The sequence below is a fragment of the Streptomyces africanus genome, from assembly GCF_030816955.1.
GTDB lineage: Bacteria > Actinomycetota > Actinomycetes > Streptomycetales > Streptomycetaceae > Streptomyces > Streptomyces africanus.
The window spans coordinates 3,754,718-3,780,930 of the sequence record NZ_JAUSYP010000001.1 but is presented as its reverse complement, the minus strand read 5'-3'; the positions used below and the strand labels follow the sequence as shown (position 1 = coordinate 3,780,930).

At 71.2% G+C, this 26,213-nt stretch carries 26 protein-coding genes and 2 pseudogenes; 17 read left to right on the top strand and 11 right to left on the bottom strand.

The window, feature by feature from the left end:
• Positions 1–8 precede the first annotated feature (8 nt).
• The gene (locus QF034_RS17390) at positions 9–275 is read left to right on the top strand and encodes a hypothetical protein (protein ID WP_307175833.1); all 267 of its coding nucleotides are present in this window, start codon (positions 9–11) and stop codon (positions 273–275) included.
• Positions 275–670, top strand: coding sequence for a type II toxin-antitoxin system VapC family toxin (locus tag QF034_RS17385; RefSeq protein ID WP_307175832.1), 396 nt, complete (start codon positions 275–277; stop codon positions 668–670). Before QF034_RS17390 ends, QF034_RS17385 begins: the two co-directional genes overlap by 1 nt.
• Positions 671–796: 126 nt before the next feature.
• Here QF034_RS17385 and QF034_RS17380 read toward each other — a convergent pair whose 3' ends face one another.
• Together QF034_RS17380 and afsR are read right to left on the bottom strand one after the other, a co-directional pair.
• Entirely contained in the window at positions 797–982 is a 186-nt protein-coding gene (locus QF034_RS17380; RefSeq protein ID WP_037671516.1) for a hypothetical protein, read from the bottom strand.
• A gap of 218 nt (positions 983–1,200) precedes the next feature.
• Positions 1,201–4,194, bottom strand: a complete 2,994-nt coding sequence (gene afsR / locus QF034_RS17375) for an SARP-family global regulator AfsR (protein ID WP_307175831.1) — start codon at positions 4,192–4,194, stop codon at positions 1,201–1,203.
• Between the two features lie 217 nt (positions 4,195–4,411).
• Here afsR and QF034_RS17370 point away from each other — a divergent pair, with 217 nt between their 5' ends.
• The 3 genes from QF034_RS17370 to QF034_RS17360 all read left to right on the top strand — a co-directional run bounded on the left by QF034_RS17370 (position 4,412) and on the right by QF034_RS17360 (position 7,308).
• A complete protein-coding gene (locus QF034_RS17370; protein ID WP_307175830.1) occupies positions 4,412–5,647 on the top strand; it encodes an amidohydrolase family protein in 1,236 nt (411 codons plus the stop codon).
• 2 nt (positions 5,648–5,649) lie between these two features.
• Positions 5,650–6,567 carry a TIGR03619 family F420-dependent LLM class oxidoreductase gene (locus QF034_RS17365; protein WP_307179901.1) on the top strand — a complete coding sequence of 306 codons (918 nt, stop codon included), beginning with the start codon at positions 5,650–5,652 and terminating at the stop codon, positions 6,565–6,567.
• Between the two features lie 102 nt (positions 6,568–6,669).
• The gene (locus tag QF034_RS17360) at positions 6,670–7,308 is read left to right on the top strand and encodes a response regulator transcription factor (protein WP_307175829.1); all 639 of its coding nucleotides are present in this window, start codon (positions 6,670–6,672) and stop codon (positions 7,306–7,308) included.
• A gap of 20 nt (positions 7,309–7,328) precedes the next feature.
• Here the strand turns inward: QF034_RS17360 and QF034_RS17355 are convergent, their stop codons facing one another.
• Entirely contained in the window at positions 7,329–8,120 is a 792-nt protein-coding gene (locus QF034_RS17355; protein ID WP_307175828.1) for a hypothetical protein, read from the bottom strand.
• Positions 8,121–8,157: 37 nt separating this feature from the next.
• Positions 8,158–8,901 carry a hypothetical protein gene (locus tag QF034_RS17350; RefSeq protein WP_307175827.1) on the bottom strand — a complete coding sequence of 248 codons (744 nt, stop codon included), beginning with the start codon at positions 8,899–8,901 and terminating at the stop codon, positions 8,158–8,160.
• Positions 8,902–9,084: 183 nt separating this feature from the next.
• Between QF034_RS17350 and QF034_RS17345 the strand changes: the two genes are divergently transcribed.
• From QF034_RS17345 to QF034_RS17330, 4 genes are all read left to right on the top strand, one after another.
• Positions 9,085–9,855, top strand: a complete 771-nt coding sequence (locus QF034_RS17345) for an SDR family NAD(P)-dependent oxidoreductase (protein ID WP_307175826.1) — start codon at positions 9,085–9,087, stop codon at positions 9,853–9,855.
• A 117-nt stretch (positions 9,856–9,972) separates the two neighbouring features.
• A complete protein-coding gene (locus tag QF034_RS17340; RefSeq protein ID WP_307175825.1) occupies positions 9,973–11,091 on the top strand; it encodes an LLM class flavin-dependent oxidoreductase in 1,119 nt (372 codons plus the stop codon).
• 90 nt (positions 11,092–11,181) lie between these two features.
• Entirely contained in the window at positions 11,182–12,912 is a 1,731-nt protein-coding gene (locus QF034_RS17335; protein WP_307175824.1) for an N-acyl-D-amino-acid deacylase family protein, read from the top strand.
• The gene (locus QF034_RS17330; RefSeq protein WP_307175823.1) at positions 12,909–14,360 is read left to right on the top strand and encodes an aldehyde dehydrogenase family protein; all 1,452 of its coding nucleotides are present in this window, start codon (positions 12,909–12,911) and stop codon (positions 14,358–14,360) included. Before QF034_RS17335 ends, QF034_RS17330 begins: the two co-directional genes overlap by 4 nt.
• Positions 14,361–14,381: 21 nt before the next feature.
• On the opposite strand, the gene QF034_RS17325 is transcribed toward QF034_RS17330, so the two are convergent.
• Positions 14,382–14,774: a nitroreductase/quinone reductase family protein gene (locus tag QF034_RS17325; RefSeq protein WP_307175822.1), complete on the bottom strand. Its 393-nt coding sequence runs from the start codon at positions 14,772–14,774 to the stop codon at positions 14,382–14,384.
• A 50-nt stretch (positions 14,775–14,824) separates the two neighbouring features.
• Between QF034_RS17325 and QF034_RS17320 the strand changes: the two are divergent.
• Positions 14,825–15,025, top strand: a pseudogene (locus QF034_RS17320) (endonuclease/exonuclease/phosphatase family protein); the annotation flags it as partial.
• Between the two features lie 50 nt (positions 15,026–15,075).
• On the opposite strand, the pseudogene QF034_RS17315 reads toward QF034_RS17320, so the two are convergent.
• Both QF034_RS17315 and QF034_RS17310 read right to left on the bottom strand, forming a co-directional pair.
• Positions 15,076–15,183, bottom strand: a pseudogene (locus tag QF034_RS17315) (DUF397 domain-containing protein); the annotation flags it as partial.
• Positions 15,184–15,193: 10 nt separating this feature from the next.
• Entirely contained in the window at positions 15,194–16,045 is an 852-nt protein-coding gene (locus tag QF034_RS17310; RefSeq protein ID WP_307175821.1) for a helix-turn-helix domain-containing protein, read from the bottom strand.
• A gap of 201 nt (positions 16,046–16,246) precedes the next feature.
• On the opposite strand from QF034_RS17310, the gene QF034_RS17305 reads away from it, so the two are divergent.
• From QF034_RS17305 to QF034_RS17295, 3 genes are all read left to right on the top strand, one after another.
• Positions 16,247–16,687 (top strand): ATP-binding protein, encoded by a 441-nt coding sequence (locus QF034_RS17305; RefSeq protein ID WP_307175820.1) that lies wholly within the window; start codon positions 16,247–16,249, stop codon positions 16,685–16,687.
• Positions 16,688–16,788: 101 nt separating this feature from the next.
• On the top strand, positions 16,789–17,064 hold the full coding sequence (locus QF034_RS17300) for a hypothetical protein (protein WP_063888989.1): 276 nt from the start codon (positions 16,789–16,791) through the stop codon (positions 17,062–17,064).
• A complete protein-coding gene (locus tag QF034_RS17295) occupies positions 17,061–17,342 on the top strand; it encodes a hypothetical protein (RefSeq protein WP_307175819.1) in 282 nt (93 codons plus the stop codon). Before QF034_RS17300 ends, QF034_RS17295 begins: the two co-directional genes overlap by 4 nt.
• A gap of 38 nt (positions 17,343–17,380) precedes the next feature.
• On the opposite strand, the gene QF034_RS17290 is transcribed toward QF034_RS17295, so the two are convergent.
• Positions 17,381–18,889 (bottom strand): CehA/McbA family metallohydrolase, encoded by a 1,509-nt coding sequence (locus QF034_RS17290; RefSeq protein WP_307175818.1) that lies wholly within the window; start codon positions 18,887–18,889, stop codon positions 17,381–17,383.
• A gap of 276 nt (positions 18,890–19,165) precedes the next feature.
• Between QF034_RS17290 and QF034_RS17285 the strand changes: the two genes are divergently transcribed.
• Positions 19,166–19,372: a hypothetical protein gene (locus tag QF034_RS17285; RefSeq protein ID WP_086562922.1), complete on the top strand. Its 207-nt coding sequence runs from the start codon at positions 19,166–19,168 to the stop codon at positions 19,370–19,372.
• A 43-nt stretch (positions 19,373–19,415) separates the two neighbouring features.
• On the top strand, positions 19,416–22,001 hold the full coding sequence (locus QF034_RS17280; protein ID WP_307175817.1) for a bifunctional FO biosynthesis protein CofGH: 2,586 nt from the start codon (positions 19,416–19,418) through the stop codon (positions 21,999–22,001).
• Between the two features lie 21 nt (positions 22,002–22,022).
• Here the strand turns inward: QF034_RS17280 and QF034_RS17275 are convergent, their stop codons facing one another.
• Positions 22,023–23,417: a hypothetical protein gene (locus QF034_RS17275; protein ID WP_370880809.1), complete on the bottom strand. Its 1,395-nt coding sequence runs from the start codon at positions 23,415–23,417 to the stop codon at positions 22,023–22,025.
• A gap of 36 nt (positions 23,418–23,453) precedes the next feature.
• Complete coding sequence (locus QF034_RS17270; protein ID WP_307175816.1) at positions 23,454–23,906, bottom strand: GtrA family protein; 453 nt, start codon at positions 23,904–23,906, stop codon at positions 23,454–23,456.
• A 141-nt stretch (positions 23,907–24,047) separates the two neighbouring features.
• Between QF034_RS17270 and QF034_RS17265 the strand changes: the two genes are divergently transcribed.
• A complete protein-coding gene (locus QF034_RS17265) occupies positions 24,048–25,046 on the top strand; it encodes a glycosyltransferase family 2 protein (RefSeq protein WP_307179899.1) in 999 nt (332 codons plus the stop codon).
• Between the two features lie 83 nt (positions 25,047–25,129).
• The gene (locus QF034_RS17260; RefSeq protein WP_307175815.1) at positions 25,130–25,690 is read left to right on the top strand and encodes a hypothetical protein; all 561 of its coding nucleotides are present in this window, start codon (positions 25,130–25,132) and stop codon (positions 25,688–25,690) included.
• A gap of 9 nt (positions 25,691–25,699) precedes the next feature.
• Here QF034_RS17260 and QF034_RS17255 read toward each other — a convergent pair whose 3' ends face one another.
• Positions 25,700–26,212, bottom strand: a complete 513-nt coding sequence (locus tag QF034_RS17255) for a DUF2165 domain-containing protein (RefSeq protein WP_307175814.1) — start codon at positions 26,210–26,212, stop codon at positions 25,700–25,702.
• Position 26,213: the final 1 nt, after the last annotated feature.

Sequence of the window (26,213 nt, the reverse complement as noted above, 5' to 3'; positions counted from 1 at the left end):
TGAACGGTATGGCAACGAAGAAGTACACCGTGACCCTCCCGGAGGAGCTCGCCGAGGAGATCCGGCAGGAGGTCGGGTCCGGCGGCTTCAGTGCCTATGTCACGCGGGCCATAGAGCGTCAGCGGGAGCAGGACCGGCTCGGTGAGCTGGTGGCGTGGCTGGAGGAGGAACACGGCCCCGTCACCGACGACGAGCTGGCGTCGGCCGAAGCCGAGCGCAGAGAGTTCGAGAGCCACTTCGCGGAGCAGGGTGAGCAGCACCGGAAGGCAAGTTGATGCGGCCCTCCTGCTATGTGCTGGACTGCGAGGCGCTGTCGCGCGCCGTGCTGGGTGACCGGGCGATGCTCGCGCGGCTGAAGGACGCCCATCGCTCCGGCATCCGCGTCGTGACCAGCTCCATGACGCTGATCGAGGCGTATCACGGTCGGGTACAGCGTGCCGCCTGGGCGTGGGCGATGTCGCGTGTCGTGGTGGAGCCCGTGACGCGGGAGGTCGCCGACGCCGCCGTCATTCTGCTCCAGGACACGGGCCTGCACGGCCACAAGTACGCCATCGACGCGGCCCTGGCCGTCATCGCGGGCCGGCAGCCCGGAGGCGTGGTGCTCTTCACGTCCGACGAGGACGACATGGGAAAGCTCTGCGGGCCGGGTGTCAAGGTCGTTCCGTTGTAGCGAACGACCCCGCTTGCGGACACACATCGGCCGCGACGGCTCCCCCTCCGCGCCGCCGCGGCCGAACCCCGTGTGGAGATGGCTTGCTTCCCCCGTCGGCTTCCCCCCGGCGCCTGCGCCGGTCGCCTACTTCGTCGGCTTGAAGGGCTCCGACGTGGCGTGCAGGTCCTTGGTCTCCAGCGGCTCGTCGGTGGCGTGCAGGTCCTGCGTCCTCACGGCCCCCTCTTCCGTGGCGTGCAGGTCCTCCGTCGAGGCCTCGCCGTCCGTGCCACCCGTGGCGTGCAGGTCCTGCGGCTTGAGCTCGTCGCCCATATCGTCAACTCCCCTTGGCATGGATCAAGCAGTGAGGTCGGCGGGCCCGCCCGGTCACTCCCCCGAGGGTGACCGGGCGGGCCCGCCTGGGCCGCTCACCCTGGTTCGGCGGTGGCAGGCCCTGCGCAGTGACCCGTCTGCCCCCCGACGCGACGGATCGACTGCCTCAAGCATGGCGGGGAGCGATAAACGAATGATGAACGCGGGCGCGCCAGGCCTCAGGCCGCCCGCACCGGCGACAGCAGCGCGCGCACCTCGGCGGCCTCGGGCGAGCCCAGCTCCTCGTAGATCGCCGCCGCCTCCTGCCAGCAGACCTGCGCCCGGCCTGTCTGCCCTATACCGCTCAGCGCGCGGCCGAGGACGGTGAGGACGTTGCCCCGCCGCCACTCCCCGCCGATGCCGCGCAGCACGGTGAGGGCCATCTCGGCGTTGGCGGCGGCCTGTGCGGGGCGCCGGGCGGCGAGATCCACCTCGGCCAGCCGGAACAGGCTCATGCCCTCCCACAGGCGCTGCCTGCTGTCCCGGAACACCTCCAGCGCTTCCTGGAGCCGGCCGGCCGCGTCGCCCAGCTCACCGCTCTGCGTGAGGGCGAGGCCGAGGGCGTAGCGGGCGTTCGCCCCGCGCATGGAGTTGCCCATGGCGTCGTAGATGTCGATGCCCTCCTGGGCGAGCGCGACCGCGCTCTGGGTCCGCCCGGTCGCGAGGTGGATCCGGGAGAGGTTGCACAGCGCGGCGGCCTCGCCGGGGCGGTCGCCCAGGGCCCGGAAGTGCTCGATGGCCCGGGAGAGGTGTTCCTCGCCGTCCTCGTGCCGGTTCTGGTAGAGCGCGATGATGCCGCGGGCGTTGCTGGCCCAGCAGACGGGCAGCAGGTCGCCGGCCTGCTGCGCGAGGACGATGGCCCGTTCCGCCTCCTGGTCCGCCCGCTCGAAGCGGCCGCCGACGTGGTGGACGTTGACGAGCGTCATGAGCGCCCGGGCCTCCGCCCGCACGAGGCCGAACTGCCGCGCCGCGTCCAGGAGCGCCCCGGCCGTCGCCTCGTACTCCCGCGAGTTGGCGCCCGACTCGGAGAGGTCGTGCGCGGCCCACAGCAGGTCGATCGCCCGGGGGAGGGTGTCCGGCAGCGCCGCGGACTGCCGTACGCACGCGAGGAGGCAGATGGCCTCCGCGTACAGCCAGTCCTGTGCCGCGTGCCGGCTGTCGAACCGCAGCCCCGGGTACGAGGCAGGCTCCAGGTGGTCCACCAGCCCGTCGCCGGGCCGCTCGATCGCGTACACCCCGGCCGCGGACGCCAGGTAGAAGTCCAGCAGCCGCGACAGCGCCGCCCCCCGCTCGCTCGGCGGGAGTTCGTCCCTTTCCGCACAGGCACGCGCGTAGAGCCGGACGAGGTCGTGGAAGCGGTAGCGGCCGGGAGCGGCCGATTCGAGGAGGGAGGTGTCGACGAGGGACTCCAGGAGATCCTCCGTGTCCTCGACCGGAAGGTCGAGGACCGCCGATGCCGCCGGCAGGGAGATGTCCGGGCCGTCGGCGAGGCCGAGCAGGCGGAAGGCGCGGGCCTGGGCGGGCTCCAGCTGGCCGTAGCCCAGCTCGAAGGTGGCCTTCACCGCCAGGTCGCCGGCCTGGAGTTCGTCCAGGCGGCGGCGTTCGTCGGCGAGCTTCGCCGCGAGGACCGACACGGTCCAGGTACGGCGGGCCGCCAGGCGGGAGGCCGCGATGCGGATCGCCAGCGGCAGGAAGCCGCAGGCCGCGACCACGTCCAGGGCGGCCTTGCGCTCGGACGCCACCCGTTCCTCGCCCACGATCCTCGTGAACAGGGCCAGGGCCTCGTCCGGTGCCATCACGTCCAGGTCGATCAGGTGGGCGCCCGCCAGGTCCACCATCCGCACCCGGGAGGTGACCAGCGCGGCGCAGCCGTCCGTGCCGGGCAGCAGGGGGCGTACCTGGGCGGCGTCGCGGGCGTTGTCCAGCAGGACCAGGACGCGGCGGCCGTCCAGCACCGAGCGGTACAGCGCCGCGCGCTCCTCCAGGGAGTCGGGGATCGCCGTGTCGGCCGTGCCGAGGGCGCGCAGGAAGGAGCCCAGGACCGTTTCCGGATCCGCCGCCCGGGCGCCCGCGCCCTGGAGATCGACGTACAGCTGCCCGTCCGGGAACGCCCCGCGCGCCTGGTGGGCGACGTGCACGGCGAGGGTCGTCTTGCCGACGCCGCCGATGCCGGCCAGGGCCGAGACCGCCATGACCCGGTTCTCGGCCGAGGCCAGGATGTCGCCGAGCTCGCGCACGAAACCGGAGCGGCCGGTGAAGTCCGGCACCGTCGCGGGCAGCTGCGCCGGACGGACCGGGACGGCGGCCGGCTCGGGGGCCGGGGAGGAGGGCTCCGCGAGCCCCGGGTCCGCCTGGAGGATCCGCTGTTGCAGTTCGCTCAGGCCGGGGCGCGGGTCCACACCCAGTTCGTCGGCGAGCAGGCGCCGCGTGTCGGCGTAGACCGCGAGGGCCTCGGCCTGGCGTCCGCTGCGGTACAGCGCCAGCATCAGCAGCTCGCGCAGCCGCTCGCGCAGCGGATGGGCCGCGGTGAGGGCGGTGAGCTCGGAGACGGCCTCCGCGTGGCAGCCCTGCTCCAGGTCCATGTCCAGCCGGGACTCGACGAGCTGGAGCCGCCACTCCTCCAGGCGGACGCGCTGTGCCTCCGCGTACGGGCCGGGTACGCCGGCCAGGGTCTCCCCGTCCCACAGGGTGAGGGCCCGCCGCAGCACCTCCCGGGCGTGGCAGAGGTCGCCGGCCGACCGGGCCTTCTCCGCCTCGGTCGCCAGGTCCTGGGCGACGGTCAGGTCCAGGGCGCCGTCGCCGAGGCCCCGTACCGCGTAGCCGCCGGATTCGCTGACCAGGACGCCGGGGTCCAGCACCTTGCGCAGCCGGGAGGCGTACGTGCGCAGCGCCGCCAGAGCCTGCGAGGGCGGTTCCTCGCCCCACAGGGCGTCGATGAGCTCCGCGGCCGTGGCCGTACGGCCCTCGCGCAGCAGCAGGGCGGCGAGCAGGGCGCGCTGCTGGGGGGAACCGGTGGCGAGCGCCTCCTCGCCCCGCCAGGCGCGCACCGGTCCGAGCACGCCGAACCGCAGCGCCGTCAGCCCCGTCGCCCCCGTCGGCTCCGGCGGCTTCGCCGAGGAGTCGGAACGCCGCTGCTCCGGTACGCGCGGTACACCGTCCGGTACACCGTCCATGCAGTCCCCCTAGACATCCTGAGCAACCACGCCAGTTTGCCTTGTGCGCGGCGGATACGTCAGCCGTGGGAGATACCGATCACAGGGCGACGCACGGGAGTCCACAAGGTCCGCACACTCTCTCCGCACCCACCCGCCCCGGCCCGGCCACCGCGGCCGGAACCCGCCCCCGCCCACATAGCTGACGGTCCGTCAGATCGGCGCTACCGTGAGCCCCATGGACACCCACGCGAGCACGTTTCCGCTGATCATCTCCGTGGACGACCACACCGTGGAGCCCCCGACCGTCTGGCAGGACCGGCTCCCGGGTAAGTACCGGGGCACCGGCCCCCGGATCGTCCGCGCGCCCGTGAAGGAGATGACGTTCCTCGGCGGGCGCTTCAAGCCCGTCATGGGCGCCCCCGGCGACGACGGTCCCGTCGGTGACTGGTGGGTCTACGAGGACCTCCGCCGGCCCCTGACCCGACTCGACACCGCCGTCGGGTACGACAGGGACGAGATACGCCTGGAGGTCATCACCTACGAGCAGATGCGGCCCGGTTCCTACGACGTCCCGGCCCGGCTCGCCGACATGGACGTCAACCACGTCCAGTCCGCCCTCTGCTTCCCGACGTTCCCGCGCTTCTGCGGCCAGACCTTCACCGAGGCCAAGGACCACGAGCTGGGCCTGCTCTGCGTCCGCGCCTACAACGACTGGATGGTGGAGGAGTGGTGCGGGCCCGAGGCGCACGGGCGGCTCATCCCGCTCACCCTGATCCCGCTCTGGGACCCCGAGCTGGCCGCCGAGGAGGTCCGGCGCAACGCCGCCCGCGGGGTCCGTGCCGTCGCCTTCTCCGAGATACCGCCGTACCTCGGGCTGCCCTCCGTCCACACCGACGACTGGAACCCCTTCCTCGCCGCGTGCGACGAGACCGGCACGGTCGTCGCCATGCACATCGGCAGCAGCAGCCGTATGCCTTCCACCTCCGCCGACGCGCCACCCGCCGTCGGCTCCACCATCACCTTCGCCAACTGCTGCTTCTCGATGGTCGACTGGCTGATGAGCGGCAAGTTCGAGCAGTTCCCGAACCTCAGGGTCATGTACGCGGAGGGCCAGATCGGCTGGATCCCCTACATCCTGGAGCGCGCCGACGTGGTGTGGGAGGAGAACCGCGGCTGGGGCGGCGTCGCCGACAAGGTGCACCGGCCGCCGTCCGAGCTGTTCGCCGAGCACGTCTACGGCTGCTTCTTCGACGACGCCTTCGGGCTGCGCAACCTGGACGCCATCGGCCTGGGCAACGTCCTCTACGAGACCGACTACCCGCACTCCGACAGCACCTGGCCCAAGTCCCGCGAGGTCGGCGAGGCGCAGATGGGGCACCTGGAGCCGGAGGTCGTGGAGCGGATCGTGCGGCGCAACGCGATCGAGCTGCTGGGACTGACCGACGACGGGCTCTGGGACGGGCCGCGGTGAGCCTGGCCTACGGGATCCAGCTCCCGGTCCAGTCCCAGAGCACGATCTACGCCGAGCCCTGGGAAGCCGCCGCCGGGCCCGAGGACCTGCTCGCCGTGGCCCGCGCCGCCGACCGCGCCGGTTTCGCCTACCTGGCGTGCTGCGACCACGTCGCCGTCCCGCGCCGCCTCGCGTCCGCGATGAGCACGGTCTGGTACGACCCGGTCGCCACCCTCGCCTTCCTCGCGGCGGCCACCGGGCGGACCCGGCTGCTCAGTCACGTCGCCGTGGTCGGACTGCGGCATCCGCTGCTGACCGCCAAGCAGTACGCCACCCTCGACCATCTCTCGGGCGGCCGGCTGGTCCTCGGGGTCGGGGCCGGGCACGTGCGGGAGGAGTTCGAGGCGCTGGGGGCCGACTTCGAGCGGCGCGGCGCCGTGCTGGACGAGACGATCGACGCCCTGCGCGCCGCCCTCGGGCCTGAGGAGTTCCCCGAACACCACGGCAAGCTGTACGACTTCGAGGGGCTCGGGCAGCGGCCCCGCCCGGTGCAGGACCGGGTCCCCGTCTGGGTCGGCGGGTCCTCGCCCGCCGCCCTGCGCCGGGCCGCGCTCAAGGGCGACGGCTGGTTGCCCCAGGGAGACCCGAGGGGCGTGCTGCCGGACCGCATCGCACGGATACGGCGGCTCAGGGAAGAGGCCGGCATCGAGGGGCCGTTCACCGTCGGCGCCATCGCCGAGCCCCTGTACGTCGGGACGCCGGGCTGGGACGTCGGACGGCGGACGGTCAGCGGGCCCGCCGGGGCGGTCGCCGAGTCGCTGCGGGCCTACCGCGCGATGGGGGTGGACCAGGTCCAGGTGCGCTTCCGCAGCCGGAGCCGGACCGAACTCGCCGCGCAGATCGAGCAGTTCGGGGAGGAGGTCGCGCCGCTGCTGCCGTAAGCGCGTTCCTTGAAAGCTTGAACATGTCCTCGCCGATCTCCGTATGGACGGACGTACGGACACGTACGGACACGTACGGCTTCGGCGGAAGGACACAATGACGTGCGCACTTCCCGGAAACTCTCCGTCGCCCTCGCCTGCCCCGAGGGTCCCTGGCCGCATCCCGACTGGCCGGCCCCGGACGACCCGTACGTCGAGCGGGTGGTGAGCCTCAGCCCGCCCCCGCCCTTCCGCGTCCCGGACGGCGTCGACGTCGTCGTCCTGCGCTGCGCCGAACCGGTCGACGGACTACGGGAGTTGCGGGCCGACGGCGTGCCGGTGATCGTGATCGGCCCGGACCGGGACGCCGAGACGATCGTGGAGGTGTTCCGGGGCGGCGCCGGGTATTTGGTCGAGGGCGACTACTGCACCTGCATGCTCTCCTCGGCCGTCGTCGGGGCCACCATCGGGCACACCTACCTCTCGCCCGCGGCCTGCGCGGCCCTGCGCGAGGGGGCCCGGCGGGCGTCCCCGGAGGACACGGCGCTGGAGCGGCTGCGTGGGCGGCTCTCCCCGCGCGAGCGGCAGATCATGGAGCTGCTGTCGACCGGGCTGGGCGCGCAGGAGATCGGGCTGCGGTTACGGCTGAGCGAGAAGACCGTCCGCAACAACCTCAGCAACATCTACGCCAAGCTGGATGCCCGCGGCAGCACGGACGCGGTCCTGAGGTGGCTGGGAGCCGCGCCCGTGCTTCGCATCTGAGAACCTCAGAAGCGGTTCTTCTACTGTGCCGGAATATCCGACAGCGGGATCTCGACGTCGGTGACGTTCTCGCCGGCCTCACCGAATCCCGGTTCGGACCGCAGGGCGCGCGTGGAGTTCTTCAGGCCCGACGCCTCGGGCGTTCCGCACTTCACGTTGCGCAGCCACAGCCGCCCGTCGGGGGTGCCGTTCTTCAGGATCTGCGGATAGAAGACGTGCACGCTCGTGGCGCCCTCGCTCGGGGAGAAGAAGACCGTGCCGCCGTCCTGCGCCTCCTTGTACGTGGCCCTCAAGTAGCCGCTCACGTCGGTGCGCTTCGCGGACCACATGAAGAACCCGACGCTGTCGGGCTGCACGGTGTCCGTCCTGCTGAACTGCAGGGTGGTCGTCTTGTCGTCACGCGTGATGTTGATCTCGGACGTGCTGAACTTCACGCCGATCTCGAAGAACGAATTGCCGAGTTTCGTGTCGGCGCCCGCGGTGAATCCGTCCTCCAGCTGAATGGTCCTGGTGACGGACGTGCTCACATTGAAGGTCTTCGAGGCGGTGCTCGTCGATCCGCAGTTGTCGGTCACCGCGGAGACGCGCTGGTTGGGACCGAGGCTGTTCCGCTTGAACTGGACGTCGACGAACTCGCAGTTCTCCAGCTTGTCGGAGTCCGCCGCGCAGTCGGCGGTCACTTCGGAGGGGGTGGCGGCACCCGCGGGGTTCATCAGCGGCACGGCCACCGCGAGGGCCGCGACCGGGGCCAGGGCGAGGGTGATGCGCTTCTTCTTGCTCCGGTGGCTTCTCGAGCGGCTGGTGCGTGTCATGGGGTTCTCCTGTGGGGGAAGGAAAGCGGGCGGTCGGTCAGCAGTCGGTCAGGACGGCCTTGGAGGTGCCGTCCACGACACCCGGGGCGCCGGCCGCGCCCGGCAGCACGACCGGGCCCTCGACGACCTCCGGCGCGACGAAGTTCTGTTCCGGAGTGGCGTTGGTGACGGTCGTCGCCTCACGGGCGTCGATCCGCACCCGCCACTCGCCCGTCATGCGCTGCATCTTCGGCGTGAACTCCATGTGGAGCACCTTGCCGACCGGGACCTCCCGCTGTTCCGTGTCACCGGCGGTCGCCGACCTGACGGTCATGTCGAGGGTGCCCTTGTGCTTGACCCAGGATCCGCTCAGCGCCCCGAAGAGCCCTCCGGCGCCGCCCTGCTGGGTGACGGTGTACTTGCCCTGGCCCTGCGCGGTCGTCGCCTGCCAGGTGACCGACACCTTCGCCGGTTCGGTGGCGTTGGGTTCGCAGTTCGGGAAGTCGATGGAGGCCTTTTCGGTCGGTCCGTCGAAGGTCTCGAACTTCGTCTCGACGAAATCGCAGTTGTCGGACGCGAAACCGGGGCCGGCGATGGGGTGGCCGCCGAAGTCGGAGATGGACTGCTGCTTTCCGTTGAGCACCTTGGCCCGCTGGCACATCGTCATGATCTGCTCGGGGGTCTTCTCGTCGGCGGCGTTCGCCGACGGCAGCAGCACCGCGGCCACGGCACCGCCGGCCACGAGAGCCGCTCCGATCGCGACGATCCTGATCTTTCTGTTCTTCAGTCTCCTCTTGGCCATGGGGCCGATCCTGGAAGGTCCCGACCGGCCCCGACAGGGTCAAACATCCCTACTTGCGGGTTACGTGAGATTCGCCTCAGCAACGGCCGAGTCTTGTATCTGCCGAGTCTTGTATCTGACGCTCCGTCAGGTATGCCGGTACGATGCCGAGGCCACCGTGTCCACCGCGCGAAGGGGGCTGCCATGGGCAAGCTCGACGGACGGGTCGTCATCATCACCGGCGCCGCGCGCGGCCAGGGCGAGCAGGAGGCCCGGCTGTTCGCGGCCGAGGGTGCCCGGGTGGTCGTCGCGGACGTCCTCGATGACCGGGGCGAGGCCCTCGCGAAGGAGATCGGCGCCCGGTATGTCCATCTCGACGTCGGCCGGGAGGACGACTGGCAGGCGGCCGTGACTGCCGTCCAGGACGCGTACGGCCGGGTGGACGGGCTGGTCAACAACGCCGGCATCCTCCGCTTCAACTCCCTCCTCGACACACCCCTCGACGAGTTCATGCGGGTCGTCCAGGTCAACCAGGTGGGCTGCTTCCTCGGCATCAGGGCCGTCGCGCCCGGGATGGCCGACGGGGGCACGATCGTCAACACCGCCTCGTACACGGGCCTGACGGGGATGGCGGCGGTGGGCGCGTACGCGGCGAGCAAGCACGCCGTGGTCGGGCTGACCCGGGTCGCCGCGCTGGAACTGGCCGGGCGGGGGATACGCGTCAACGCCGTCTGCCCGGGCGCCATCGACACCGCGATGTCCAACCCGGCCCGGCTGGACCCGGACGCCGACGCGGAGGAGACGGCCCGGGGGCTCGACCGGCTGTACCGCAAGCTCGTGCCGCTGGGGCGGGTCGGGCAGCCGGAGGAGGTGGCGCGGCTCGCCCTGTTCCTGTCGTGCGAGGACTCCTCCTACATCACCGGGCAGCCGTTCGTGATCGACGGGGGCTGGCTGGCGGGGGTGAGCGTCATCTGACCCGGCCGCCGCTGCTCTGACGTGCCGTCAGCTATTGACGCTCCAGGGGAGCGGTGGAACAGTCGGAGCCATGTATCTGACGAACCGTCAGAATTGACTGTGGGGCGGTGAATCTCCTTGGAATTCGGGGTCTTCGTACAGGGATACGTGGGCAAACGGGCCGAGACCGACCCGCTCGCCGAACACAAGGCGCTGATGGAGGAGACCGAGTACGTCATCCAGGCCGACAGGTCGGGCTTCAAGTACGCCTGGGCCTCCGAGCACCACTTCCTGGACGAGTACTCGCACCTGTCCGCCAACGACGTCTTCCTGGGGTACCTGGCACACGCCACGGAGCGGATCCACCTGGGCTCGGGCATCTTCAACCCCCTCGCCCCGGTCAACCACCCCGTGAAGGTCGCCGAGAAGGTCGCGATGCTCGACCATCTCAGCGAGGGGCGGTTCGAGTTCGGCAGCGGGCGGGGCGCCGGCTCGCACGAGATCCTGGGCTTCATGCCGGGGGTGACCGACATGAACCACACCAAGGAGATCTGGGAAGAGACCATCGCCGAGTTCCCCAAGATGTGGCTCCAGGACGAGTACGCCGGCTTCCAGGGCAAACACTGGTCCCTGCCGCCGAGGAAGGTCCTGCCGAAGCCGTACGGCGGCTCGCACCCGGCGATGTGGTACGCGGCCGGGTCGCCGCCGTCGTACGCCATGGCCGCGAAGAAGGGGCTCGGGGTGCTCGGCTTCAGCGTGCAGAAGGTCTCCGACATGGAGTGGGTGCTGGAGCAGTACAAGACGGCGATCGTGGACGCGGAGCCGGTGGGTGACTTCGTCAACGACAACGTGATGGTGACGACCACGGCGATCTGTGCGCCGACGCATGCGGAAGCCGTGCGGATCGCGGCGAGCGGGCAGTTGCACTACCTGCCGTCGCTGGTGTTCCGGTACCACGACACGTTCCCGCGGCCCGAGGGGTTCCCGGTGTGGCCGGAGACGCTGCCGGAGTACACCGAGGAGTTCATCGAGGTGCTCATCGAGGAGGAGCTGCTGATCTGCGGGGATCCGGACGAGGTGCTGCGGCAGTGCGAGCGGTGGGAGCGGGCCGGGGCGGATCAGCTGAGTTTCGGGTTGCCGGTGGGGGTGCCGAAGGAGGAGACCCTGCAGACGATTCGACTGGTCGGGGAGTACGTGATTCCCAAGATCGATACGGATCCCGTGCATCGGACTTCGCGGTTCCGTCAGGGGGCCTGAGCGTTCGTCGGCGGGTGCGGGTGGTTCGTGGCCGGTCGCGCAGTTCCCCGCGCCCCTATAGGGCAACGGTCTCAAGGGAGTTGACTGCTCATGCTCGATCACGTCATCAAAGGTGTGACCGTCGTGGACGGGACAGGCGCCCCGGCCTACACCGCCGACGTCGGCATCCTGAGCGGGCGTATCGCCGTCATCGGTGAGGTCACTCAAGAAGCGCGCACAAGCGAGGACGCCACCGGCCTCCTCCTCGCCCCCGGCTTCGTCGATCCGCACACGCACTACGACGCCCAGCTCTTCTGGGACCCGTACGCCACGCCCTCCCTCAACCACGGGGTCACCACCGTCGCCGGCGGGAACTGCGGGTTCACCCTCGCGCCGCTGAACCCTGCCCGGCCCGAGGACGCCGACTACACGCGGCGGATGATGTCCAAGGTCGAGGGCATGTCGCTGGTGGCGTTGGAGGAGGGGACGCCCTGGAGCTGGCATTCCTTCGGGGAGTACTTGGACGCCCTGGAGGGGCGGATCGCCGTCAACGCCGGGTTCATGGTGGGGCACTGTGCGCTGCGGCGGTACGTGATGGGCCCGGAGGCCATCGGCGGGCAGCCGACCGGGGAGCAACTGGCGGCGATGGTCGCGCTGTTGCGGGACGCCATGGACGCCGGGGCCTGGGGCTTGTCCACCACCCAGTCGACCAGCCACTCCGACGGCGACGGGAAACCGGTCGCCTCCCGGCACGCCGGGCCGGCCGAGCTGCTGGCGCTGTCGCGGGCCGTCGGGGAGCACGAGGGCACGCAGATCGAGGCGATCGTCGCGGGCTGCCTGGACCAGTTCAGCGACGCGGAGATCGACCTCTTCGTCGAGATGAGCGCGGTGGCGGGGCGGCCGCTGAACTGGAACGTGCTGACGATCGACGCTGCCGTTCCCGAGCGCGTGCCCCGGCAGCTCCTGGCGAGCGAGCAGGCGCGCAAGGCGGGCGGCCGGGTCGTGGCCCTCACCATGCCGATCCTCACGCCGATGAACATGTCGCTGGGGACGTTCTGCGCGCTCAACCTCATCCCCGGGTGGGGGCCGATCCTGGGTCTGCCCGTGCCCGAACGGATCGAGAAGCTGCGCGACCCGGACGTACGGGACGGGATGCTGCGGCGCGCCCGGTCCAAGGAGGCGGGCGTCTTCCGGCGGCTGGCGAACTTCGGGCGGTACGTCATCGGTGACACCTACAGCGAGGCGAACGCCGGGCTGACCGGCCGTGTGGTCGAGGACATCGCCGAGGAACGCGGGCAGGAGCCCTTCGCGTGCCTGGTGGAGATCTGCGCCAACGACGCGCTGCGCACGGTGCTGTGGCCGATGCCGCCCGACAACGACCCGGCGTCCTGGGCGCTGCGGGCTCAGACCTGGCGGCACGAGGACGTACTGCTCGGCGGGTCCGACGCGGGCGCGCATCTGGACCGGATGTGCGGGGCGCCGTACACGACCCGGTTCCTCGGGGACTGTCTGCGCGGCCGGAAGCTGGTCGGTCTCGAACAGGCCGTGAAGATGCTCACCGACGACCCGGCCCGGCTCTTCGGTCTGCGGCAGCGGGGGCGGGTGCGGGAGGGCTGGCACGCCGACCTCGTCCTGTTCGACCCCGAGCGGATCGACGCGGGCCCGGCCACCCTGGTGCACGACCTGCCCGGTGACAGCCCGCGGCTGGACTCCCGGGCGCTGGGCGTGCGGGCCGTGTGGGTCAACGGGGTCGAGGTGATCCGGGACGACGTGGTGACGGGTGCCGTGCCGGGGCGGGTGCTGCGCTCCGGCCGGGACACGGCGACGGTGAGCACGAGGTGACGGCACGGCAGGCGCTGTTCGTCGGCGGCTCCTGGGTGGAGCCGGACGGCGGGCACTACGAGGTGATCGACCCGGCGACCGAGCAGACCGTCGGGTGGGCGCCGGAGGCCTCGCGGGATCAGGTGCACGCGGCCTGTGCCGCGGCCCGTGAGGCCTTCGGGCCGTGGTCGGCCACGCCCGCGGAGGAGCGGGCCGCGGTCCTCGCCCGCGCCGCGGACATCGTCCGGGACCGTCTCGTGCCGTACGCCGAGCTGGCCCGGGCGGAGACCGGCGCGACCACCGGCACCGCACGCGGCATGCAGGTCGGGGTCGCCGCCGCCCGCTTCCGGCGCTACGCGCGCGTGGAGCCCGCCGAGTGGCCGATCCCGCCGCAGATCAACGAGGCCGGGCCGATGGGCAGGGCGGGCGTCATGGGCGCACTCGCCGTACGTCAGCCCGTCGGGGTCGTCACCTGCATCACCTCGTACAACAACCCCTGGGCCAACCCGGCCGGCAAGATCGCCCCCGCCCTGGCGATGGGCAACACGGTGGTGGTGAAGCCGGCGCCCCAGGACCCCCTGTCCGTCTATCGCATGGCCGAGGCCCTGGAGGCCGCCGGCGTGCCGCCGGGCGTGGTCAACGTGGTCAGCGGTGCCCGTACCGAGGTCGGCGAGGCGGCCGTGGACTCGCCGGACGTCGACATGGTCAGCTTCACCGGCTCCACGGCGGTCGGGCAGCGCATCGCCGAGGTGTGCGGGCGCGGCATGAAACGGCAGTTGATGGAGCTGGGCGGGAAGGGCGCGGCGATCGTCCTCGACGACGCCGACCTCGGCTCGGCCGTCTCCGGCATCGGCACCACGTTCTCCTTCTACAGCGGCCAGATCTGCACGGCCCCGACCCGGGTGCTGGCGCAGCGGGGCATCTACGACCGCCTCGTCGGTCAACTGGCCGCGTACGCAGGCCGCTTGAAGGTGGGCGACCCGTGCGAGCCGGACACGGTGGTCGGTCCGGTGATCTCGGCGACACACCGGGACCGGGTGGAGTCGTACGTGGAACTCGGCCGGAAGGAAGGCGCGACGGTCGTCACGGGCGGCGACCGCCCCGGCCTGCCGACCGGCTTCTACGTCACCCCGACCCTCCTGGCCGACTGCACCAACGACATGCGCGTGGCCCGCGAGGAGATCTTCGGCCCGGTGGTGGTCGTCATCCCCTTCGAGGACGAGGAGGAGGGCGTGGCCCTGGCCAACGACTCCGACTACGGCCTCATCGACTACGTCTGGTCGGCCGACGTGGCCAGGGCCTTCCGGCTGGCCCGCCGCCTGCGGTCCGGCGGCGTCGGCATCAACACCGTGGGCCGCAACATGGAGGCCCCCTTCGGCGGCTTCAAGAAGAGCGGCGTCGGCCGGGACGTCGGCTCGTACGCCCTGCACGCGTACAGCGAGGTGCAGGCGATCGTGTGGCCGGGGTGAGGCCCGCGCGCCAGGGGGTGGTCAGTCCGTCAGATCCACCCGCACCGTCAGCAGATCCGTCCCGAACGCCCGCACCCCCAGCCCGTTGACCCTCGGCAGCCGCCGCAGCCGCGCCACCGGGTCGTCGTCCGGCAGCAGGTGCGCGACCCCCGTGTGCCACCGCCCGCGGATCCGCACCCGCACCCGCGGATCCGCCTTGATGTTGCGCACGTACTGCGACCGTTCACCGAACTCCGACACCAGCCAGAAGGAGTCACCGGTGCGGCGACCGCCCACCGGGGTGCGGCGGGGCAGGCCCGAGGCGCGGCCCCTCGTCTCCAGAACGGTCTGGAGGGGAAGGCGCCGCATGAGCGGGTTGACGCGGCGCTGGAAGGACGTGGCGGCGCGGAACCTCAGGTCGGCGAGGCGGGACATCGTCGCGGGTCTCCTTCGCACGAAGTTCTCACGGTTTCTGCAACGGTTGCGCCCCCGCCGCCACCTGGGACGCCGCCAACCCGTACGTGGCGCCGACCCATGAGCCGAGCGTGCGCATCGACTACATCCACGTGGGCCCGCCCGACCCCGGCGGACTCGGCCGCGTACGGGACGTCCGGCGGGCGTGCGACGGCCCGGTGGACGGGGTGTGGCCCTCGGACCACGCGGCGGTGGTGGCCGACCTGGCGTAGGAGAGCAGGGCGCGGAATGCGGTGTGGCTGGTGGTGAGGATGGCCCGGGGCGGGTCGGGGCGGTCGGTTATGTGGACGGAGTCGTGGCTGACGGATATGTGGACGCAGGCATCGCCTTCCTGGCAGTAGGACGACTTCTGCCAGCGGTGCGGGGACATGTCGGCTCCCTTACAGGTTCTGGGCGATGGAGTGGATCAGATCCCGGGACTTCTCTGGACTGAGTGCGGTGGCTTCCACGATGTCGAGCAGGTTCCGGTACTTGTCCAGGAGGGCCTCGGCGTCGAGGAGGGCGGGGCCGTGAAACTGGTCGAGTTGCGCGGTGTCGAGTTGCGGCACCGTGCCGTACAGGTAGTTGATCGACTGACCGGCTCCGGGGAACGCGCCGACGTCGTACGGAAGCACGCGGATCGTGATGTGCTCGCGTTCACTCATGTCGAGCAAGTGCTGCAACTGGGCACGCGCCACCTTCCGGCCGCCGACGCGCATGTGCAGAGCAGCCTCGTGCACGGTCGTCCCGTACGGAGTCGGATTGTCGCCGTACAGGACTCCCTGCCGTTTGATCCGGTGGGAGACGCGGTGCTCGACCTCGGGTGGTGTTGGTGAGGGGATGACGTGCCGGAAGATCTCACGCGCATGATCGGCTGTCTGGAGCAGTCCCGGCATGTGGGAGGTGTACGCCGTGCGTACGGCGATGGCGTGGTGCTCCAGTTCGGCCAGGTCGAGGAGCCCTGATGGCAGTACTTCGCGATACGACTCCCACCAGCCGAACGTCTTGTCGGTCGCCAGGTCGACCAGAGCCTCGATGAACCCCTGGTCCGCGCAGGAGTAGATGCGGGCCAGAGCCCGGATGCGCTCGGGGCTCACCCCGAAGCGTCCCGACTCCACGTTGCTGAGCTGCCCCTGGCTCGTACCGAGCGCACGGGCGGCCTCGGTCGCCGTCATGCCCGCACGTTCGCGCATCTTGCGCAGCTCCACGGCGAGCCGTAGGCGACGGGCCGTCAGAGGTGGCCTTGCGGGCATGTGAACGCCTCCTGGACATACGTTCCGTCGCAAGTCACCCACACGAAGGGAAGTTGGCCGAAGTATCTCCGGATCACGCAAATGACATTTGCTGAGGTCCTATCTTCCTCCTCAGGCGCCCCGCCTGGAAGCGCACCGTGGGACGCCACGGCAGAGACACCAGGCACCCGTCCAACCCTCCTCAGCAACCGGAGACTTCCGATGGCCACCGTATCCCCGTCCTGGAACTACACCCTGCACCTGCCGCACGATCCACGCGCACCCGGTATCGCACGCGGCACCCTCAGACTCATTCTCGCCGCTCACGAGATGCCCGAACTCGTCCCGACGGCGGAACTCCTGGCCGCCGAACTGCTGGCGAACTCGCACTGCCACACCAAGGGGCCGTACGCCCTCCGCGTCCGCTCGGCGGAGCCCGGCCGGCTCCGTGTGGCCGTATGGGACACAGACCCTCGTGTCCCGCCCGGCTTCTCGAACGGAGGATCCCCGGCGCCCCCACCGGACGCCGAGCACGGCCGCGGCCTCCCCCTCGTGCGCGCCTGCGCGGACGCGTGGGGCGCGTCGGTGCTCCGCGAGCTGGGCGCGTCGAAGGGCGGCAAACTGCTGTGGGCCGAGTGCGGCGGTGGGGCGGCGGCGTGGTGAGCGGAGTCGTGCGGACCGTAGGCCATGGAGCGCGATGCCCGTCCAGGGCAGGCGGCGCCATACTGGGAGGTGGAGCGATGCCCTTTCATCAGGAGCAGATCATGAGTGCACAGCCCGAGCACGGCTGGACAGCGATGCCGCTGCCGGAGATCCGGACCGTGGACGATTTGCGCAGTGCGCTCAGCCGCTACGGCTTCCCGGGCGACCGGGAGCGGTTCGAGGAGGAGCTTGCGGCCGCCATAGGAGCCTCCCCGACCAACGACCTCACGGGCGCTGCAGCCGTGGTCCGGGCCTACCGGCACCGGGTGCTGATCAGGAACTCGCCCGACATCATGGCGGCTCTGGAAGAGGCGCGAGCCGGGGGCGGCGGCGCGTGAACGAAGTCCCGCTGGAGGAGGCCGAGCCTGCGCGCAAGGCGTTCGGTGACCTGACGGAGGGGGAGCGGGAAGTCGTCCGGGAGGCGCTCGTCGCCATCGCCCGCGAACCGGCGGCGGGTCGCGAGATCCCCGGCTGGCGGCCTCCGTCCGTGGAATACACGTACACCACGCCCCTGGCCCGCGACTCGGCTGAGGCGATCACGGTCGTGTACACGCACACTCCGGGCATGGGAGTGACGGTCGTCTACTACTTCCGTGATCCACAGGTCGTGGACTGACTCTGCTGCGTACCCCGTGAAAGGCTCCACACCCGATCTCACTGACGTCCGAGAAAGATCGGGTTCGTGAAGGCGGCCAACGCCCCCGGCACCGGCCCCGCCGCCGCCTCGTGCCGCAGTTCCGCCCGGACGTACGCCGCGTACGACGGCGTCGTACGCCACTCCACGACCCCCGCACCCGCCACCGGCAGCGGGGCGCTCGTGTGCAGCACGCCCTGGTCGGTGACGAAGCGGACCGTGCAGCGCGGGGCGCCCGTGACCTCCAGGCGGACGGTGACCGGGGTGTCGCGGTCCACCCGCAACCGCTCGCCGATGCCCGCGTGGTCGCCGCGTCCGCCCGACGCCCGGAAGGACAGCGCAACGCGCGCGGACTCGGCGGCGTACGACCGTCCCGCCCGGATGCCCTCCTGGATGGCCTGCCGGGTCAGGTCGTCGGCCAGGACGACCGTCTGGGGGTGCCCGACGGCGTCCGGGTCGCGGTGGGCGTCGCTGCTGCCCATTGCGGGGATCCAGTCGCGCCCGTCCCGTACGGACGCCACCAGCATGCTGTCCCAGTCGGCGAGGGTCACCTCGTCGTCGGGCGTGTAGGGGCCGTTCCACACCTCGACCGCGTCGGCCTCGCCGAAGCCGAACTTCCAGTTGCAGCCGACGCACGTGGCGTGCGGGTGGGCGGGGACGACCAGACCTCCGGCGCGGCGGATGCGGTGGGCGAAACGGCCGAAGCGGTTGTCTCGGGCCCGGTAGCGCCAGTCGACGAAGGTGCCCGGGTCGGTGCCGAGCGCCACCACGTGGCCGTTCCTCGTCGTGACCTCCTCGCCCAGCATCACCAGCAGGTCGTCCCCGGCCACGTCCGCCCAGTGGGCGTGCGCCGAGTGGGTGTTGTGCTCGGAGGAGTTGATGAAGTCCAGGCCCGCCGCCCGCGCCAGCGCCCCGATCTCGGCGGGGGTGCGGCGGCCGTCGGAGTACCAGGAGTGCAGATGGCAGTCGCCCCGGTACCAGGCACGGCCCCGGCCCCTGGCCCGGTCCGGCGGGTACACCGGCCGGATGGCCTCGCCCGACTCGCCGTACGTCAGCGTGATCGTGATCTCGTACGACAGGCCCTGCGGGGCGACCGTGTACGGGCCGAGCGCGATGTGCCAGGTGCCCTCGCGCACCGGCCCCGGGAGGTAGCCGGGCGTCGCCTCGTCGGCGCGGATGAAGAACTCCGTGCGCGCCCCGCCCGACCAGCCCCTGAAGCCCCGGCCGCCGAGCTCGGTGCCGCGGTCGTCGAAGATGCCGATGTCGAGGGCGTTGCCGGTGGTGCCGGCCGGGACGGCCGGGCGGTCGTAGGTGTAGGCGACCCTGAGCTCCCGGACACCGGCCGGGACCTCGACGGGCACGTACACGAAGTCGGGGGAGCCGGGCGGCAGGGTGCCGCGCACCGTTCTGCTCTCCTGCTCCCCGTCGGCCGCTGCGGCGAAGCTCACGCTTCCCAACGTAAGCGCGGCGGCCGCTCCCGTCACGAACAGAGCGCGCCGGCCGAGCCCGCCGTGGTGGTCCTCGCACATGCTGCTGCTCCCCAGGTGTCGTCTGCTGACATGGCATGGGTGGTGCGGGGGTGGTGCGGTGCAACTCTTGTATTCGGCCCTGAACCGGCGGGCAAGGGAAGGGAATCCGATGGCGGGAAACAGCCGAACAGGTCGCGTCGGCGCCTGACAGTGCCGACCGGTCGGTATGGACCGTCGAGTGCCCCTCGGGTACAGGACCGGGCTCACGGGATATCTTCCAGGTACCTGACAACTCGCTGACCACTCGGTCCGGACACAGGGGGAGAGCACGGCGTCATGAGGCTTGCCTGGTTATCGTGGCTCGCGCGGCATTTCACCGAATACGGCTACAGTCAGGGGCTGTTGCGGGCCGGGATCGGGACGACGGCCGTGCTCGTGACCGCCGCGCTGGTCTGGTTCGGTCTGCACCGCAACAGGCCCCTCGCGGTGGCCCTCAGCGGTCTCGTGTCAGCCCTGGGCATCGGGTGGCTGGCCTTCCACTGACGGGCCCCGGCCGAGTTGATCAGCGCGATCGTATGCTCGAAGGATGACGACTTCCGCGACCTCCGGAACCGGCCCCACCGAGAACTCCATGCGTCGCGCCCTGAAACGGGCCAGGGACGGCGTCTCCCTCGATGTCGCCGAGGCGGCCGTCCTGCTCCAGGCCCGGGGCGCGCACCTGGAGGACCTGGCGGCCTCGGCCGCCCGGGTGCGGGACGCGGGCCTGGAGGCGGCCGGCCGGCCCGGCGTCATCACGTACTCCAAGAGCGTCTTCATCCCGCTGACCCGGCTGTGCCGGGACAAGTGCCACTACTGCACGTTCGTCACCGTCCCCGGCAAGCTGCGCCGCGAGGGCCACGGGATGTTCATGTCCCCCGACGAGGTCCTGGACATCGCCCGCAAGGGCGCCGCGCTGGGCTGCAAGGAAGCCCTCATCACCCTCGGCGACAAGCCGGAGGACCGCTGGCCGGAGGCGCGCGAGTGGCTGGATGCGCACGGCTACGACGACACCATCGCCTACGTCCGCGCCATCTCCATCCGCATCCTGGAGGAGACGGGACTCCTCCCGCACCTGAACCCGGGCGTCATGTCCTGGACCGACTTCCAGCGGCTCAAGCCCGTCGCGCCCAGCATGGGCATGATGCTGGAGACGACCGCGACCCGGCTCTGGTCGGAGCCGGGCGGCCCGCACCACGGTTCTCCCGACAAGGAGCCCGCCGTCCGCCTGCGCGTCCTGGAGGACGCCGGGCGGTCCTCCGTGCCGTTCACCTCGGGCATCCTCATAGGGATCGGCGAGACCTACGAGGAGCGCGCCGAGTCGCTGTTCGCACTGCGCAAGGTGTCCCGGGCCTACCACGGCGTCCAGGAGCTGATCATCCAGAACTTCCGCGCCAAGCCGGACACCGCGATGCGCGGCATGCCGGACGCGGAACTGGACGAACTGGTCGCCACGGTGGCCGTCGCCCGTCTCCTCATGGGTCCCTCGGGCTGCATCCAGGCCCCGCCCAACCTCGTCGACGACGAGTACGAGCGGCTGATCGGCGCCGGTATCGACGACTGGGGCGGGGTGTCCCCGCTGACCATCGACCACGTCAATCCCGAGCGCCCCTGGCCGCAGATCGAGCAGCTCGCCGAGACGTCCCGGGCAGCCGGTTTCGAGCTGCGCGAACGGCTGTGCGTGTACCCGGAGTTCGTCCGGCGCGGCGAGCCCTGGCTGGACCCGCGGCTGCGCCCGCACGTGGCCGCGCTGGCCGACCCGGAGACCGGGCTCGCGCGCCCCGAGGCCCTGCCGGAGGGCCTGCCGTGGCAGGAGCCGGAGGAGGTCTTCGTCGCGTCCGGCCGCACCGACCTGCACTCCTCGATCGACTCCGAGGGCCGCACCTCGGACCGCCGGGACGATTTCGACGAGGTGTACGGCGACTGGGGCGCCCTGCGTGAGGCCGCCGCCCCGGGCATGGCACCGGAGCGCATCGACACCGACGTACGCGAGGCCCTGCGCACGGCGGCCGACGACCCCACGAAACTCACCGACGACGAGGCGCTGGCCCTGCTGCACGCGGACGGCCCGGCCCTGGACGCCCTCGCGCGGGTCGCCGACGACGTCCGCAAGTCGGCCGTCGGTGACGACGTCACCTACATCGTCACCCGCAACATCAACTTCACCAACGTCTGTTACACGGGCTGCCGGTTCTGCGCCTTCGCCCAGCGCCGCACCGACGCCGACGCCTACACCCTCTCCCTTGACCAGGTCGCCGACCGGGCCCAGCAGGCCTGGGACGTCGGCGCGGTGGAGGTCTGCATGCAGGGCGGCATCCACCCGGACCTGCCCGGCACGGCGTACTTCGACATCGCGCGGGCGGTGAAGGAACGCGTCCCGGGCATGCACGTGCACGCCTTCTCGCCGATGGAGGTCGTCAACGGCGCGGCCCGCACCGGCATGTCCATCCGCGAGTGGCTGACCGCCGCCAAGGAGGCCGGCCTGGACACCATCCCGGGCACGGCCGCCGAGATCCTCGACGACGAGGTCCGCTGGATCCTGACCAAGGGCAAGCTGCCCGCGGCCGACTGGATCGACGTCGTGACGACGGCCCACGAGCTGGGCATCCGCTCGTCCTCGACGATGATGTACGGCCATGTCGACCAGCCCCGCCACTGGCTCGGGCATCTGCGCACCCTGGCCGGCATCCAGCAGCGCACCGGCGGCTTCACCGAGTTCGTGACGCTGCCGTTCGTGCACACCAACGCGCCCGTGTACCTGGCGGGGATCGCCCGCCCGGGCCCGACCATGCGGGACAACCGCGCGGTCACGGCCATGGCCCGGCTGCTGCTGCACCCGTACATCCCCAACATCCAGACCAGCTGGGTGAAGCTGGGCACCGAGGGCGCGGCCGAGATGCTCCGCTCGGGCGCCAACGACCTCGGCGGGACGCTCATGGAGGAGACCATCTCCCGGATGGCGGGCTCGTCGTACGGCTCGTACAAGTCGGTCAAGGACCTCATCGCGGTGGCCGACGCCGCGGGCCGCCCGGCGAAGCCCCGGAACACCCTGTACGGGGAGATCCCGCAGGAGCGGCAGCGGGCGGCGCAGGTGTCGGACGGGCATCTGCCGGAGTTGCTGCCGGTGCTGGACTGAGCGGGCTGGGCGGCTGAGGGTCTACTGGCCTCCGGCGTCCGCCGGCTGCCGTGCCGTCACGGCACGGTCGGGCGCGGCGCCGGGGCTCTGGCCCCGGCCCAGCCAGAGCAGGAGCAGGCCGAGCGTGCAGGCGATCGCCGGCCAGTAGACGTAGCGGAAGTCCGTCGCGGGCATGATCGGCAGATAGCCGAGGATGTAGGCCGCCGAGCTGATGCCCAGCGCCCGGACCGGCATCGAGAACCGGCCCTTGCCCGGGCGGATGGCCAGCACCAGCGCGACGGCGAGCCAGAACCACCCGCGGAACAGCCACCGCACGTCCGTCACCATGCCGTTGACGTACGTGCCGAGCATGTCCTCCAGCAGGGGATGCGCCACCTCGATGCCCAGGTCGTTGCGGCTGACCCCCGCTTTGTACGGATCGTCCGTCTCGAACAGCAGAGTCGAGAAGAGCCGCAGCCGGTACTGGAGATACTGCGGCACATGCCCGCTCATCTCGCGCAGCCACAGGGACGTGATCTCCCCCGAGTCCCCGCGCAGCCCGTCCGCGGGGCGTTCGTAGCAGGCCCAGTAGGCGTCCGACAGGGCCCCGACGCGCTCGCACTCCTGCGCGGAGGCCACGAGCCGGTCCCTGAGACCGGGTGGCACGTCCGCCGTGCGGAGCTCGTCCACCTCCAGTACGTGGACCAGGTCGTCGAGCATGATCTGTGCGGCCTGTTTCGTCCCGAGAGGCCGCGCGAACAGGGAGATGGCGGCGGTCGGTACGACGAGGGCGGCCAGGAGTGCCGCCGTGCAGGTCACCCACGTACGGCGCCCGGGAGCGCGCCACAGTGCGAGGACCAGCATGACGAAGACGGGGAGCGCGGCGAAGAAGGCGTTCTTGCGCACCAGCATGGCGTACGCGAGGAACAGCACGCCCAGCCAGAGCAGCCCCCACCGCACGGCGGGACGAGGAGGCCGGTGGTCCCGCAGCAGCAGCCCGGTGAGCGCGACCGCGCACGCGGCGAGCAGCGCGACCGCCGCGTGGACGTCCTTCCACACCACCCCGACGAACGTCAGCACGAAGGGAGCCAGACCGAGGCCGAGTACGGCGAGCGAACCGCCGCGGCTCGCGGTCAGCTCCCAGACGCACCAGGCCAGCACCCAGAGCGCTCCCCAGAAGAGGACGGCCTGGAGGACGAGCATGGACGCGATCGAGCCGGTCACCGCGATGAGCGCACGCCACACCAGGCTCAGCACGGGCGGGTGCCAGTCGGTCAGGGGCGTCTTCCCCTCGGCCTGCCGGAGCTGGTCGAGGCTGTCGGGACTCAGGTAGCCGGGGAAGAACACGAGGATCGTGCCCAGACAGCAGACCGCGGCGACGACGGCCAGCCCCCAGACCCAGCGCTGCGCACGCGGCAGCCACGGCATTTGTCCCATATGCCGGATGCTAGCGGGTCGCCGGTGGCCGTCGGCTCAGGGTGCGACGAAGACGTAGCGCCGGTAGGCGTGGAAGCGGAACAGGGTCGCGAGCACCCAGCCGAGGATGCGGGCGGTGTTGTCGCTGAGCGCCGAGTCGAGCCCGAGCAGCTGCCGGGACGCGAAGACCGTGCCGGCGGTGATGGCGAGACCGACGCCGTTCGCGAGGAGAAACAGGCCCAGTTCACGGGAGACCTTCTCGCGGTGCTGGTGGCGATAGGTCCAGTAGCGGTTCCCGGCCCAGCTGAACAGCGCGGCGGCGCCCGTCGCGACGACGGACGCCTGGACGGGAGCGGCCCCCATCGGCCCGCCCTCCGCGCCGCCGGGCAGCCCGAAGACCAGCAGGTTGTAGCCGCCGTTGTCCACGACGAAGGCCAGCGCCCCGACGAGTCCGAACTTGGCGGCCTCGCGCCAGATGCCCCGTACGGCATCACGGGTGGAACGTGTCACAGAACGTGTCACAGAGGCGAGAACCGGCACAAAGCGAGAGTAGCCACCCGGCGCGCCCCCGCCTCAGAGGCGCGCTCATATCGCATGATTTACCCACATACCGGAACTCGGCACCGGCTCAGACGAGGAGTGGGAGTGGGAGTGGTCGTGGAACCGACGATCGCGTGTGTCGTGCCGTGCCACAACGAGGAGGCGGCCGTCGGCAAGGTGGTCCGCGACCTGCGCGCGGCCCTCCCCGAGGCCGTCGTCTACGTCTACGACAACGCCTCCACCGACCGCACCGTGGAGGTCGCCCGCGCGGCGGGCGCGATCGTCCGGCAGGAACCCCGCAAGGGCAAGGGCAACGTCATCCGCCGTGCCTTCGCCGACGTCGACGCCGACGCCCTGCTCATCGTCGACGGCGACGACACCTACGACGCCTCGCGCGCCCGGGACATGGTGGACCTGCTCTTCGAAGGGCCCTACGACCAGGTCGTCGGCGCCCGCAGGGTGACGGACGACGGCGCCTACCGGACCGGACACGCGGTCGGCAACAAGTTCCTCACCGGGGCCGTGCGGTCCCTGTTCGGCAACGACGTGACCGACATGCTCAGCGGTTACCGGGTCTTCTCGCGCCGCTTCGTGAAGTCCTTCCCGGCGCTGGCCCGGGAGTTCGAGACCGAGACCGAGATGACGATCCACGCCCTCCACCTCCGGCTCCCCACGGCGGAGGTGGTCGTCGACTACCGGGTCCGGCCCGCCGGCGGCGAGAGCAAGCTGCGCACCTACCGGGACGGCTGGCGCATCCTGCGGGTCATCCTCGACCTGGCGCGCCGGGAACGCCCCTCCCTCGTCCACACCGTGCTCGCCGGCGTCCTGGCCCTGATCTCGGTCGTCCTCGGCATCCCCGTCATCGCCGACTTCGTCCGCACGGGCACGGTGCCCCGCGTCCCCACGGCGATCCTCGCCGCCGCGATCATGACCATCGCCGCGCTCGTCCTGCTCGTGGGCTACATCCTGGAGTCGCTCACGCACATGCGGCAGGAGCAGACCCGGCTGGTGCACCTCTCCTACCCGGCTCCCGTCCGCACCCCGCTCTACACCGCCCACGGAGCCGGCACCGGCCCCGTCCCGGTCCGGAAGACCATGGACGGCCCCTGAGCCGCCTGGGGAGCGACGGGCTCGCAGTACGATGATCGGAACCCCCGAGCTGCGGGGTCCCGTGACCGAGGAGATGCGTGCCCGTGCCTGCCCGACTTCCTTCGTGGGCCTGGGTGACCGGGCTGACCGTGGGAGCGATAGCCGCGGTGACGGTCCTGGCCGTACAGGCGGACCAGGGTCCCCACCCCGCCGCCACCTCGGCCAAGCCGAGCACCTCGGCGTCGGCGGGCGCGCATCCCACCCCCACCGCGTCCGTCCCGGCCCGGGTGCCCGACGGCTCCGGCACCGGCCGGCGCATCGTGTACTCCCTCGGCGAGAAGCGGGTGTGGCTGGTCGACGCGAGCGAGGCGACCCGCCGCACGTTCGCCGTGTGGCCGGGCACGGTCAGCCCCGATCCCGGCACCTACACGGTGTCGTCCCGCAACGAGGCCACGACCGGCTCGGACGGCGTCCGGATCGAGCACATCATGTACTTCGCCGCGAAGTCCGGCGTCTCCGTCGCCTTCTCCAACGCGGTCGACGGCGCCTCGCCGCCGCCCGCCGACTCCGGCGCCAAGACGGGCGGAGTCCGGATGCGGAAGGCGGACGGCACGGCACTGTGGGCGTTCGGCACGGTCGGCACGACGGTGACCGTGGTCAAGTAGCGCCCGGGGTCAGGCAGCCGGGTCCGACTGCCTGGACGGCAGGTGGTTGACGATCAGCACGAGCCCGCTGAACAGGAACACCCGGGTCGCCGCGTCCAGCCCGTTCCAGCTCTTCGACTGCCACATCGAGAACCACTCACCGCCGATCGCGATGAACCCGGCCCCGAACAGCAGCAGCACCATCAGCAGCCCGTAGGTGGACATCCGCCGGGCCTGCTGCTGATCCCGTCTGGCCCACAGCCAGGTCCCGTATATGAGGACGAGCGCGGCGACGGTCTCCCAGACGATGATCAGGACGTAGGCGGTGTCCTGAAGTCCCGTGCTCGTCACGGCCCGCCACATCAGGTCCTCGTCCTTGAACGTGGTGTCCATGGCGAGAACATGGCGGACGAACTGCTGGTTGGTGCCGAAGTCGGTGATGTTCCCGAACGCGACCAGCGCCATGTACAGCGCGACGGAGGCAGTGAGCAGCGCGGTGGCGAGAGGCAGCGCGCCGCGGCGTGAGGTGGAGGAGGTGGCCATG

Excerpts from the sequence above, each read along its gene's own strand:
- QF034_RS17390 (WP_307175833.1), top strand. The coding sequence starts at position 9 with ATGGCAACGAAGAAGTACACCGTGACCCTCCCGGAGGAGCTCGCCGAG.
- QF034_RS17385 (WP_307175832.1), top strand. The coding sequence starts at position 275 with ATGCGGCCCTCCTGCTATGTGCTGGACTGCGAGGCGCTGTCGCGCGCC.
- QF034_RS17380 (WP_037671516.1), bottom strand. The coding sequence starts at position 982 with ATGGGCGACGAGCTCAAGCCGCAGGACCTGCACGCCACGGGTGGCACG.
- afsR (WP_307175831.1), bottom strand. The coding sequence starts at position 4,194 with ATGGACGGTGTACCGGACGGTGTACCGCGCGTACCGGAGCAGCGGCGT.
- QF034_RS17370 (WP_307175830.1), top strand. The coding sequence starts at position 4,412 with ATGGACACCCACGCGAGCACGTTTCCGCTGATCATCTCCGTGGACGAC.
- QF034_RS17355 (WP_307175828.1), bottom strand. The coding sequence starts at position 8,120 with ATGACACGCACCAGCCGCTCGAGAAGCCACCGGAGCAAGAAGAAGCGC.
- QF034_RS17350 (WP_307175827.1), bottom strand. The coding sequence starts at position 8,901 with ATGGCCAAGAGGAGACTGAAGAACAGAAAGATCAGGATCGTCGCGATC.
- QF034_RS17345 (WP_307175826.1), top strand. The coding sequence starts at position 9,085 with ATGGGCAAGCTCGACGGACGGGTCGTCATCATCACCGGCGCCGCGCGC.
- QF034_RS17335 (WP_307175824.1), top strand. The coding sequence starts at position 11,182 with ATGCTCGATCACGTCATCAAAGGTGTGACCGTCGTGGACGGGACAGGC.
- QF034_RS17325 (WP_307175822.1), bottom strand. The coding sequence starts at position 14,774 with ATGTCCCGCCTCGCCGACCTGAGGTTCCGCGCCGCCACGTCCTTCCAG.
- QF034_RS17310 (WP_307175821.1), bottom strand. The coding sequence starts at position 16,045 with ATGCCCGCAAGGCCACCTCTGACGGCCCGTCGCCTACGGCTCGCCGTG.
- QF034_RS17305 (WP_307175820.1), top strand. The coding sequence starts at position 16,247 with ATGGCCACCGTATCCCCGTCCTGGAACTACACCCTGCACCTGCCGCAC.
- QF034_RS17300 (WP_063888989.1), top strand. The coding sequence starts at position 16,789 with ATGAGTGCACAGCCCGAGCACGGCTGGACAGCGATGCCGCTGCCGGAG.
- QF034_RS17290 (WP_307175818.1), bottom strand. The coding sequence starts at position 18,889 with ATGTGCGAGGACCACCACGGCGGGCTCGGCCGGCGCGCTCTGTTCGTG.
- QF034_RS17285 (WP_086562922.1), top strand. The coding sequence starts at position 19,166 with ATGAGGCTTGCCTGGTTATCGTGGCTCGCGCGGCATTTCACCGAATAC.
- QF034_RS17280 (WP_307175817.1), top strand. The coding sequence starts at position 19,416 with ATGACGACTTCCGCGACCTCCGGAACCGGCCCCACCGAGAACTCCATG.
- QF034_RS17275 (WP_370880809.1), bottom strand. The coding sequence starts at position 23,417 with ATGGGACAAATGCCGTGGCTGCCGCGTGCGCAGCGCTGGGTCTGGGGG.
- QF034_RS17255 (WP_307175814.1), bottom strand. The coding sequence starts at position 26,212 with ATGGCCACCTCCTCCACCTCACGCCGCGGCGCGCTGCCTCTCGCCACC.